Annotated in this window: 8 protein-coding genes; 6 read left to right on the top strand and 2 right to left on the bottom strand. The window is 70.0% G+C overall.

The features are described 5' to 3' along the window. Nucleotides 1–784 precede the first annotated feature (784 nt). The 3 genes from ACIREI_RS14105 to ACIREI_RS14095 all read left to right on the top strand — a co-directional run bounded on the left by ACIREI_RS14105 (nt 785) and on the right by ACIREI_RS14095 (nt 5,915). Nucleotides 785–1,939 (top strand): LCP family protein, encoded by a 1,155-nt coding sequence (locus tag ACIREI_RS14105; protein ID WP_403332004.1) that lies wholly within the window; start codon nt 785–787, stop codon nt 1,937–1,939. A gap of 226 nt (nt 1,940–2,165) precedes the next feature. Then, nucleotides 2,166–3,980, top strand: a complete 1,815-nt coding sequence (locus tag ACIREI_RS14100) for an LCP family protein (RefSeq protein WP_403331895.1) — start codon at nt 2,166–2,168, stop codon at nt 3,978–3,980. 348 nt (nt 3,981–4,328) lie between these two features. After that, the gene (locus ACIREI_RS14095; protein WP_403331892.1) at nt 4,329–5,915 is read left to right on the top strand and encodes an LCP family protein; all 1,587 of its coding nucleotides are present in this window, start codon (nt 4,329–4,331) and stop codon (nt 5,913–5,915) included. A 24-nt stretch (nt 5,916–5,939) separates the two neighbouring features. Here ACIREI_RS14095 and ACIREI_RS14090 read toward each other — a convergent pair whose 3' ends face one another. Beyond that, entirely contained in the window at nt 5,940–6,968 is a 1,029-nt protein-coding gene (locus tag ACIREI_RS14090; protein WP_403331889.1) for a glycosyltransferase family 2 protein, read from the bottom strand. Nucleotides 6,969–7,111: 143 nt separating this feature from the next. Between ACIREI_RS14090 and ACIREI_RS14085 the strand changes: the two genes are divergently transcribed. Beyond that, nucleotides 7,112–8,566, top strand: coding sequence for an LCP family protein (locus ACIREI_RS14085; protein WP_403331886.1), 1,455 nt, complete (start codon nt 7,112–7,114; stop codon nt 8,564–8,566). A 204-nt stretch (nt 8,567–8,770) separates the two neighbouring features. Next, complete coding sequence (locus ACIREI_RS14080; RefSeq protein WP_403331884.1) at nt 8,771–9,133, top strand: four-helix bundle copper-binding protein; 363 nt, start codon at nt 8,771–8,773, stop codon at nt 9,131–9,133. An 83-nt stretch (nt 9,134–9,216) separates the two neighbouring features. Here the strand turns inward: ACIREI_RS14080 and ACIREI_RS14075 are convergent, their stop codons facing one another. After that, nucleotides 9,217–10,500 carry an LCP family protein gene (locus tag ACIREI_RS14075; protein WP_403331881.1) on the bottom strand — a complete coding sequence of 428 codons (1,284 nt, stop codon included), beginning with the start codon at nt 10,498–10,500 and terminating at the stop codon, nt 9,217–9,219. A gap of 119 nt (nt 10,501–10,619) precedes the next feature. On the opposite strand from ACIREI_RS14075, the gene ACIREI_RS14070 reads away from it, so the two are divergent. Further along, nucleotides 10,620–11,177 (top strand): acyl-CoA thioesterase, encoded by a 558-nt coding sequence (locus ACIREI_RS14070; protein ID WP_403331878.1) that lies wholly within the window; start codon nt 10,620–10,622, stop codon nt 11,175–11,177. Nucleotides 11,178–11,207 lie beyond the last annotated feature (30 nt).

The raw sequence follows: 11,207 nt of genomic DNA, 5'->3' as shown, positions 1-11,207 counted from the left end.
GGCCCGCGGGATCGGACGGGACCGCCCACGACTGGGCGGAGTGCCCGCGGGATTGGACGAGACCGCCCACGACTGGGCGGAGTGCCCACGGGATTGCGCGAGACCGCCCACGGCTAGGCGGAGTGCCCGCGGGATCGGACGGGACCGCCCACGACTGGGCGGAGTGCCCGCGGGATTGGACGAGACCGCCCACGACTGGGCGGAGTGCCCACGGGATTGGACGAGACCGCCCGCGGTTTGACCGAGCGCCCCTCGACTGGGCGGGATGCGCGCGGCTGAGGCGGCGCTCCGCAGCGGAGACGGCCTCGCGGTTGAGACGGCGGCCCGCAGCAGAGACGGCCCCGGCGGCTGAGACGGGACAGCCCACAGCCGACACAGCCCGTGCGGCTGAGGCGGCGCCCCGCGGCAGAGGTGTGGGACTGCCCGCGCCCGCGTACGGCGGCAAGGGGACGTGTCGGGGGGTGTCCGCCCGCAGAGTCGGGCGTCAAGGCACGGCACCTCCCGCGCAAGGCCCACCGCCCGACCGAGGACGGACACCCCCCGGCACGGCCCCGACCCACCCCACAACCCAAGGCGCTACACGCACCCCCACCGAACAGCAACAGGCCGCCGCAGGCACCCCCCGCCCAACCGCCGGAGGCACCCGTCACCCATTCAGCCCCCCACCACCCACCCCCCACCCCCCATCCAAGCCATGGTCGTAACAGCAGCCCACACCACACGCACTAAGCCATGAGGGGTGGACCCAGCCGTGACCGACTCCGCACGCACGCGCAGGGGGCCCATGCGGCGGTGGGTGCGGCGAACAGCGATGGGGATCGGGCTCGTGCTCGTCGCCGCCGGCGGGGCCGGATGGGCCGTCTACGCCAAGCTCGACTCCAACATCACCCCCGACGAGGCCGCCGCCGCCGAACTCGCCCGGTACGAGAAGGAGCGCCCCACCTCCCTCGTACGCGACGCCCGCAACATCCTGCTCATCGGCTCGGACTCAAGGGCGGGCAAGGGAAACCGGCGCTACGGCCGCGACTCGGGGACCGAGCGGTCGGACACCACGATCCTGCTGCACCTGTCCGCGGGGCGCCGCAGCGCCACCGCCGTCTCGATACCCCGCGATCTGATGGTGGACGTCCCCGGCTGCCGACGCCCCGACGGCAGCCGCAGCAAGCCCATGTTCGCGATGTTCAACTACGCCTTCCAGGTCGGCGGTTCGGCCTGCACCGTCCGCACCGTGGAGCGGCTCACGAACATCCGCGTCGACCACCACGTGGTCGTCGACTTCCACGGCTTCAAGGAGATGGTCGACGCCCTCGACGGCGTGGAGATCTGCCTCACCGAGCCCATCGCCGACAAGGCCGCCAAGCTCAGGCTCCCCGCCGGAAAGGTGACGCTCAACGGCGAGCAGGCCCTCGGCTACGTCCGCGCCCGCAAGTCCCTCGGCGACGGCAGCGACACCGACCGCATGGAACGCCAGCAACGATTCCTCGCCGCGCTCGTCCAGAAAGTGCGGAGCAACGACGTACTGCTGAATCCGGTCAGGCTCTATCCCGTCCTGGACGCCGCCACGTCCTCCCTCACCACCGACCCCGCCCTGGCCAGCTTGCGCGGTTTGTACGAACTCGTCCGCGGCGTGCGCGACATCCCCACCGAACGCGTGCAATTCCTCACCGTTCCTCGGGAGTCGTACATCTACAACGCCAATCGCGACCAACTCGTGGAGCCCGAGGCCGAGCGGCTCTTCGAGCGACTGCTCATCGACGCCCCGGTAGAAGTCGTGAATTCGCCCGAAACATCCCGCGGCGCTCCGCACACATCTCCGCACAGGAGTTCCCATTACGGCGACGGAAAGGCCGGCGCCAAGCGCCCCGACGACCGCACGGGGCCCACTCCTCCGGCACCCACCTTCCGCGGCAACACCGCCGCCGAGAACCCGTGCGAGTAAAGCGCTCACCAAGTCGGCGAACCCCAGTTCAAAGAAATGGGATGGATTGCCCAGTTGTAGGGACGTGGAATTTGTCACCGTCGTCGCTTGACGCTGAACTGGGCGGATAGTGTGAGCGATCCGGTGCACCCGGCCGTAGTTAGGCTTGCGCACTGTTTGACCGAGAGACCCGAGCGCCTTGGAGGGGGAAGGCGCCGCGTGGCCCCGACGGAGGAATCAGACAACCGTGGACGCGCAAGGCCGTGGGCGGGCGGACGACATCGACCCCGCAGACCAGTGGGTACTCAATCCGAACACCGGCGAATACGAACTGCGACTGACTCCTTCCGCACCGCAGTCGTCGGTACCGGGACCCCGTAGATCCGCTTCCCGCGCCGGCGCCGCCGCGCGGGCCGCCGGTGCGTCGGCGGCGGCGGGCGCCGGAGGTTCAGGGAGCGCCGCGGGCGCCGACGGCGCCGCGCGCAGCCGGACCGCGACCCCGGGCCGCGAGACCCGGCCGGTGTCGCCGGGCCGTGAGGTCCCCCCGCAGCGCAGGCGTCGGGGCACGCCCGAGGAGCCGCCGACGGGGCGGCGCGGCCGCCGGGCTCCGGTGAAGAAGAAGAGCAAGGCGAAGAAGGCCGTGCTCTGGACCGGCGGAATCATGGCGTTCGTGGTGGTGGCCGCGGCGACCGGCGCCTACCTCTACATCGAGCACCTCAACGACAACATCCAGTCCGTCTCCGACGACGGCGCGAGCACCGGTGGCTTCAGCAAGGACAAGGCCATCAACATCCTGCTCATCGGCACGGACAAGCGCACCGGCGCGGGCAACGGCAGCTACGGCGACGCGGGCAGCGCCGGACACGCCGACACCACGATCCTGCTGCACGTCTCCAAGGACCGCTCGAACGCGACCGCGCTCAGCATCCCGCGCGACCTGATCGTCGACATTCCGGACTGCCAGACGACGCAGGAGGACGGCACCCAGAAGGTCATCCCAGGCGAGACCGGCGTCCGCTTCAACACCAGCCTCGGCCAGGAGGGCCGTACGCCCAGCTGCACCATGCGGACGGTCACCGAGCTGACCGGTATCAAGCCGGACAACTTCATGGTGGCCGACTTCAACGCGGTGAAGACGCTGACGACGGCGGTCGGCGGCGTCGAGGTGTGCCTGGCCAAGGACATCGACGACCCCGACTCCCACCTCAAACTCAGCAAGGGCGAGCACGTCATCGAGGGCGAGCAGGCGCTGGCCTTCGTCCGCACGCGGCACTCCGTGGGCTTCGGCGGTGACCTGAGCCGGATCGGGCTCCAGCAGCAGTTCCTCAGCGCGCTGATGCGCAAGCTGAAGTCCAACGACACGCTCACCAGCCCGACCAAGATGATCAAGTTGGCCGAGGCGGGTACCAAGGCGTTGACCGTCGACAGCAACCTCGACAGCATCGACAAGCTGAAGGATCTCGGTCTGGAGCTGGGCAAGCTCAACACCAAGAACCTGACCTTCACCACGATTCCGGTGATCGACAACCCGGCCGAGAAGGTGAAGGCGACCGTCGTACTCAATGAGACGACGGCCCCTCAGGTCTTCCAGGCGATCCAGAACGACGTCTCCTTCACCGCGGTCAAGCAGCAGAAGAAGAAGGAGGCCGCCGCCGTGGCCGCCCGGCTGAAGGGCACCAAGGCCGACCCCTCCGAGGTGCGGGTGCAGGTCTACAACGGCGGGGCGGCCGCGGGCAGCGCCCAGGAGACCCTCACCTGGCTGCAGACCGAGGAGGGCGTGGAGAAGTCCGAGAACGCGGGCAACGCCTCGACGACGCTGGCGAAGACGACGCTCGAGTACGCACCGGACCAGGCGGACCAGGCACGCCGGCTCGCCGCCATCATGGGGCTCTCCGGGTCCGCGATGAAGCCGGGCAAGAGCGTGACCAACTCCCAGGGCCTGCCCACGATGACGCTGACGCTGGGCAAGGACTTCAAGGGAGCGGGCGTGTCCCTCACGGCTCCGACCGCGGCGCCCGACGTGGAGAAGTCCACGGCGGACAAGGTGGAGTGCGCGAAGTAGCGGCCGGCAGTGACCCGACGGCCGCGGTACGGAATCTGCGGCGGGGGACGCAACTGTGCCGGGCCCTCGTTGGTCTGACACTCGACACGTGTGTCAGGCCGCCTTGGCCTGGCACACCGCGTGACCGTGCGGGGCGTGGATTTTGCCGACACGTGGCCAACCCGGTTCGGACTCACACAGGTCTGACAGGTTGCGAACCGGTGCCGGACAGGGTGGTCCGACATGGTTCGCTCCGCACGGACAGGGAGGTCCGCCGCGGAGCGAAGCCGTGTCGGGCCAAGGGTGGGGAAGGGCGAACAGTTGGCGCAGAGCAGTGTGCGGGGGGAGGTCCCCGCGGTGGAGGACACCATGTCCCTCACACCGCGGGCCGACCAGGACACGCCGGCCGACCAGGGCGGCCGGCACGGTGGCGGGGGTCGCGGGGGCGGCCGCGGAGCCGGCGGCAGGCGCCGCAGACGGCGTGTGCTGCGCTGGTCGGCGACGGTTCTGGCAGTGGTGATACTGGGCACCGCGGGTGCCGGTTATCTCTACTACCAGCACCTCAACGGCAACCTGAAGAAGGACGACCTCAACATCGGCGACGCGAAGGACCGCGCCGCCGAGAGCGAGGCCAACGCGGCCGGCCAGACGCCGCTGAACATCCTGCTGATCGGCTCGGACGCGCGGGACAGCAAGGAGAACCAGAAACTCGGCGGCGCCAAGGAGACGTTCGGCGCCACTCCGCTCGCCGACGTCCAGATGCTGCTGCACGTCTCCGCCGACCGCACCAACATGTCGGTCGTGAGCATGCCGCGCGACACGCTGGTGGACATACCCAAGTGCACGGACCCGGACAGCGGGGACGTGTACGAGGCCCGCGAACGCGAGATGACGAACCGGTCACTCGGCCGCGGCGGCCCGGGGTGCACGGTGGCGACGTGGGAGAAGCTCACCGACATCCACATCGACCACTTCATGATGATCGACTTCTCGGGCGTGGTGTCGATGGCCGACGCGATCGGCGGCGTCCCGGTCTGCGTGAACGCCAACATCCACTCCAAGGACAGCGCGGGCCACGGCTCCGGGCTGAAGCTGGAGAAGGGGACGACGTACGTCCAGGGCGAGCAGGCCCTGCAGTGGCTGCGCACCCGGTACGGCTTCGAGGACGGCAGCGACCTGGCCCGCGCCAAGGCGCAGCACATGTACATGAACTCGATGGTCCGTGAGCTGCGCAAGAACGCGAAGCTCAGCAACCCGGGCAAGCTGCGCGCCCTCGCCGAGGCGGCCACCAAGGCGCTCACCGTCGACCCGGGCCTGGGCACGGTGGCGAAGCTGTACGACCTGGCGGGCGAGCTCAAGAAGGTGCCGACCTCGCGCATCACCATGACGACGATGCCGAACGCGTACGACACGATCCAGACGGGCCGTGTGGTGCCCACCGAGGACGCGACCAAGCTGTTCCGGCTGGTGCGCGAGGACGTCGCGCTCGACGGCAAGGACAAGAAGAAGTCCACCGAGGAGAAGGCCTCCACCGACCCGGCCGCGGCGGACGGCGAGATCGCCGTCCAGGTGCAGAACGGCACGCGCACCGACACCCTCGCCGCCGTCTCCGGCCGCGCGCACACCGTCACCGGGCTGCTGGTCGACAAGGGCTTCACGCAGGCCGTGGCGGACGCCTCGGCCGCGCCGGCCGAGGACACGACGCTCGTCCGCTACCCGAGCGCCGACCTGGAGGGCGACGCCCAGCGGGTCGCCAAGGCCCTCGGCATCCCGACCAGCGCGGTGGAGAAGTCCACGGACGTCTCCGGCGTCACCCTCGTCGTCGGCGCCGACTGGCGGGAGGGGAGCGCGTACAAGGCCCCGAAGCAGGACGACAAGACGCCGGACACGGCGGACGCGCTGAACGCCTCCGACACCAAGGCCTGCATGAAGGTGAACCGGAACTTCACGTGGTGACGCCGGCTCACCTCCCCGGCGGGCTCAGCCGGCGCTGAGCACCGCCGGGCGGCGGGAGGCGATGACCTTCTTCGCCAGGGACCGCGGGCTGGTCAGGAAGCCGTAGCCCCAGGACATGTGCATGGTGGCGAGGGCGACCGGAATCTGCAGGCGTGCCTTCAGCGGGAGGCCCTTGCCGGCCGGGACGGATCCCGCGGTGATGGCCGCGAGGTAGCCACCGGGGACCACCAGCGCCCACGGGGTCACCAGGGCGCCCAGCACGAGGCCCGCCGCGATCGCGCACACCGCCGTCGGCGGGGCGAGGTAGCGCAGGTTGATGGAGCCGGAGTGGTAGCGGGCGACGACATGACGCCAGCGGCCGTAGTCCTTGTACTGCTTGGCGAGGGCGCGCACCGAAGGACGCGGCCGGTACGACACCTTCAGCTCGGGCGAGAACCAGATCAGCCCGCCCGCCTCCCGGATCCGGAAGTTGAGTTCCCAGTCCTGGGCGCGGATGAACTCCTCGTTGTAGCCGCCCTGTTGCTCCAGCGCCTCGCGCCGGAAGACGCCGAGGTAGACGGTCTCGGCCGGTTGCGCCTCGCCGCCGGTGTGGAAGGCGGCGTTGCCCACCCCGATCTTCGAGGTCATCGCGGCCGCGACGGCGTGCTCCCAGTCGTTCTCGCCCTCGGCGTGCATGATGCCGCCGACGTTCTGCGCGCCGGTCTCCTCCAGGAGCCGTACGGCGGTGGCGATGTAGTTCGCCGAGAGAATCCCGTGCCCGTCGACACGGACGACGATCGGGTGGCGGGAGGCCTTGATTGCGGCGTTGAGGGCGGCGGGCGTACGCCCGGTCGGATTCGGGACGGTGTGCACGCGGGGGTCTTCGGCCACGAGCTCGGCGGCGATCTCGTCCGTGCGGTCCGTGGACGGGCCGAGGGCGATCACGACCTCCATCTCGCCGGCGTACTCCTGCGCGAGGATCGCTTGGACTGCTCCGCGCAGATGCCGCTCCTCGTTGAGGACGGGCATGATGACGGACACGGCGGGGAGCTGCACGTCGGGATTGGCGTTCATAGGGGGCTCACGTTACCGCGAACGGGGGACAGCGGTGCGCCCCGCCGGGGTCGCTGCCCCGGTCAGCAGATCGTATGGGCCTACGGTGCTCACGGATCCCACGTACGGCCCCCAGGGCAAGCCCCAGCGGAAGGTAGCCCCCCATGCCCACGCCGCCCCGCCGCTCCCCCGCCCCTCCGCAGCGCCGCCCGCAGCCGACCCGCGGCGGGGCGCGGCCGGTCGCGCCCGTGCGGCGGAGAAGGCCGCGCTGGGCCATGCGGGCGGTGACCACGCTGTCCGTGGTGGTCCTCGCCTCCGCCGGGATCGGGCACGCGGTGGTGACCAGCCTGGACGCGAAGATCGCGCGGGTGGACCCGTTCAAGGACATGAAGAACCGGCCGCAGGCCGGGCACGGGATGAACGTCCTCCTGGTCGGCACGGACGGCCGTGACCGCATCAGCGAGGAGGAGCGGCGCAAGTACCGGCTGGGCGGGGCGCCCTGTCACTGCACCGACACGATCATGATCGTGCACATCTCGGAGGACCGGGAGCGGGCGAGTGTGGTGAGCCTGCCGCGCGACTCGTACGCCGAGGTGCCCGCCGGGCCGGGGCGCAAGGCACACCCCATCAAGATCAACGCGGCGTACGCGGAGGGCGGCCCGAATCTCACCGTCGCCACGGTCGAGCACATGACCCGCATCAAGATCGACCACTATCTGGAGGTCGACTTCACCAGTTTCATGAGGACGGTGGACGTGGTCGGCGGGGTGCAGATCTGCACCGCCGAGCCGATGAAGGACTCGTACACCGGACTCGACCTGCCGGCCGGTACCCACCGGCTGATGGGCGGGGAGGCCTTGCAGTACGTGCGCTCGCGGCATGTCGACAGCGCCTCCGACCTGGGCCGGGTGCAGCGCCAGCAGCGTTTCATGGCGGCGCTGATCGAGCGGGCGACGTCGTCCGGGATCCTGCTGAACCCGATGCGGTTCCGGGATGTCACGCGGGCGGTGCTGGGTTCGGTGCGGGCCGACGAGGGGTTCGGGACAGGCGAGTTGCTCGATCTCGGGCGGGCGATGCGGAACTTCTCTCCGTCGTCGTCGGAGTTCACGACCGTGCCCATCCGGCAGTTGGAGTACGACGTGAAGGGCGTCGGTTCCACGGTGAAGTGGGACGCCGCGAAGTCCGAGCGGCTGTTCAGGGCGCTGCGCGAGGACGAGCCGCTGTCCGTGCACCGGCCGAGGCGCAGGCCGGTCCGGGTGGAGGTCGCCCCGCAGGAGATCCACGTCCAGGTGGAGAACGGCACGCACTCCGCCGACCTCGGCAAGCGCGTCGACGCGGCGCTGGCGGCGACCGGGTTCCGCACGACGGGGCGGCCGGTGAGCGCGGCGGACCGCCCGGTGAAGCGGACGGTCGTCGCCCACGACCCGCGCTGGGACCGCTCGGCGAAGTCCCTGGCCGCTGCGGTGCCCGGGAGCGAGCTGCGCGCGGTGAAGGGGATGGGACCGACGCTGAAGGTGATCGTCGGTACGGACTTCAGGCAGGTACGCAAGGTGCGGGCCGAGGACCCGACGGAGGGCGAGTCGATGGTGGTACGGGGGGACGAGGCGGGGTGCTCCTAGGGAGTCACGCTCCTCACCTGCACCGACAGCGGGCCGTAACCTCAATGGACCCGTGCGGCAGCCTCCGGCGTGACGCCGGGCGCGTTGCCCTGTGCGGCATCCGGGGTGAATCGTTCGCGTCCGTCCGATGGCGCGGTGCGGCGGGCGGGCGTAGGACGGAAGGGCACGGGGCCCGCCCCGGGCGCCCGCACCCCAGGAGGAGCCATGACCCAGCAAGGAACCATGACCGCCATGAGCAAGGAGATGCAGGCCTGCGTCGACGCGTGCATGTCCTGCCACGCGGTCTGCGAGGAGACGATGAGCTCCTGCATGCAGATGGGCGGCCAGCCGCAGATGCAGATCATGCGGGCGCTCATGGACTGCGCCGAGACGACCCGTATGTGCGCGGACATGATGATGCGCCGCTCGCCCATGTCGGCCGAGATGTGCGCGATGTGCGCCAAGGCCTGTGACATGTGTGCCGAGGCGTGTATGTCCATGCCGGACGACCCGCAGATGATGCGCTGTGCCGAGGCGTGTCGCCGCTGCGCCGAGTCCTGCCGCGCGATGTCGGGCGCCACCATGTGACGACCGTCCGGCGCCCCCGGAAACACTCGAGGGCACCCGCCGGGGTGCCCTCGACCGCTGTGCGGCGCTCGGCCGCGCGCTGCTCAGTTGCCGGAGACGGTCACCGTCTCGTCGTTCTTCAACTGCTCCACCAGCGTCTTCACCTTCGCCTTGTCCCAGACGAGGTTGCCGCCCGAGGAGCCGGAGATCGGCATGTTCATCGACTTGCCGTCGCCGCCGGTGACGCCCTTCATCGACCAGAACATGTCCGCCAGGTCGAACAGGCCCATGTCCTTGTCGACGATCAGGGTGTCCAGCCCCGCACCCATGGTCGGGTACAGCTTGAACGGGTTGAGGACCGTGCCCGGCGTCGCCACCTGGTTGGCCAGGGCCGAGAGGAACTTCTGCTGGTTCTTCGTACGGTCCAGGTCGGAGTTGGGAAGCGCGTACCGGGTGCGGACGAAGGCGAGCGCCTCCTCGCCGTTCAGGGTCTGCGTGCCCTTCTTGAAGTCCGCGCCGGACTTGGAGTCCTTGATGTCCCGCGGGATGTTGATCTCGACGCCGCCGACCGCGTCCACGATGTTCGCGAAGCCGGCGAAGCCGATCTCGACGTAGTGGTCGATGTGCAGACCGGTGTTGTACTCGACGGTGCGGACCAGCAGTTCCGGGCCGTCCTCGGCGTACGCGGCGTTCAGCTTCACGTGCCGGCCCGTGCCCTTGTACGTCTTGCCGGACTCGGAGCCCACGAAGCTCGGTATCTCGACGTCCGAGTCACGCGGCAGCGATATCAGCGTCGGGCCGTTGGACCCGGTGTGCAGGATCATCATCGAGTCCGTGCGCTTGCCCTCGGCGGACCCGGTGTGCAGTTCCTTCTTCTCCTCGGCCGACATGCCCTCACGGCTGTCGGAGCCGACGATCAGGTAATTGGTGCCCTCGCCCGCCTCGGGCCGGTCGATGACCTTGGACAGGTCGACCTCGCGGTTGAGCTTGGAGTCGGCCCAGAAGTAGGTGGCGACGGACGTCACGACCAGGACGGTCACGACGGTGATCGCGGTCACCTTGATACGGCGCCGCCAGTTCGGCGCGGGCCGCGGCTCGCGCATCCCGCGGCCGCCGGGGCCACCCGGGCCGCCGCCGGAGCCGCCGTAGACCTGGCCGGTGTTGTAGCCGCTGTCGTACCCGTCGTCGTCCCCGTAGCCGCCGTGACCTTGGCCGTTCACGTACGACGGCTGCTGCGGCACCCCGCCGTACCCCTGGCCGGGCGGCGCCGCCGGACCGCGGCGGACCTGCCGCATCACGCGGGCGCTCTCGGGCTGTGCGCTCGAGCTGCCGCGTCCGTAGCGGTTACCGCGGTTGTCGTCGGACCATCCACCGGGCCAGTCATTCATGCGCCCCAGTGTGCAGGGCATGCCCAGGTCACTTACAAGGTTCGGGGGAAAATAGAGGCACGGCTGTTGCGAACCCAACACAAAGTCCGCGAATGTCGGGGCGGCATAAGGTGGAGGCCATGACAGACCAGGTCACCGCCGCAGAGTCGGGCACTCCGGAGATCCCGGGCAAGCCGACCTCAGCGTCCCGCACCACCCTCAGCCACATCATGACCCACAACGACACCAACCTGCTGGGTACGGTGCACGGCGGCGTGATCATGAAGCTCGTCGACGACGCGGCGGGCGCCGTGGCCGGCCGGCACAGCGGCGGCCCCGCCGTCACCGCGTCCATGGACGAGATGGCCTTCCTCGAACCGGTCCGCGTCGGCGACCTCGTCCATGTGAAGGCCCAGGTCAACTGGACCGGCCGGACGTCGATGGAGGTCGGCGTACGGGTCCTGGCCGAGCGCTGGAACGAGTCGGCGCCGCCCACCCAGGTCGGCTCGGCCTACCTGGTGTTCGCGGCGGTGGACGCCGACGGCAAGCCGCGCCGCGTCCCGCCGGTGCTTCCGGAGACCGAGCGCGACAAGCGGCGCAACCAGGAGGCGCAGATCAGGCGGACGCATCGGCTGGCGCGGCGGCGCGCGATCAAGGAGCTGCGGGAGAAGCGGGTGGCGGAGGGGTTCGAGGACTGACGGTCTCTCCCGCGAGTCGGATGAGGGTTC

This window comes from Streptomyces sp. NPDC093591 (assembly GCF_044764885.1).
Classification (GTDB): domain Bacteria; phylum Actinomycetota; class Actinomycetes; order Streptomycetales; family Streptomycetaceae; genus Streptomyces.
This window is presented reverse-complemented; position numbering and strand designations above follow the sequence as displayed.

Bases quoted from the DNA above. Each gene is read 5' to 3' on its own strand.
- ACIREI_RS14105 (WP_403332004.1), top strand. From the start codon at position 785: ATGCGGCGGTGGGTGCGGCGAACAGCGATGGGGATCGGGCTCGTGCTC.
- ACIREI_RS14095 (WP_403331892.1), top strand. From the start codon at position 4,329: ATGTCCCTCACACCGCGGGCCGACCAGGACACGCCGGCCGACCAGGGC.
- ACIREI_RS14090 (WP_403331889.1), bottom strand. From the start codon at position 6,968: ATGAACGCCAATCCCGACGTGCAGCTCCCCGCCGTGTCCGTCATCATG.
- ACIREI_RS14085 (WP_403331886.1), top strand. From the start codon at position 7,112: ATGCCCACGCCGCCCCGCCGCTCCCCCGCCCCTCCGCAGCGCCGCCCG.
- ACIREI_RS14080 (WP_403331884.1), top strand. From the start codon at position 8,771: ATGACCCAGCAAGGAACCATGACCGCCATGAGCAAGGAGATGCAGGCC.
- ACIREI_RS14075 (WP_403331881.1), bottom strand. From the start codon at position 10,500: ATGAATGACTGGCCCGGTGGATGGTCCGACGACAACCGCGGTAACCGC.
- ACIREI_RS14070 (WP_403331878.1), top strand. From the start codon at position 10,620: ATGACAGACCAGGTCACCGCCGCAGAGTCGGGCACTCCGGAGATCCCG.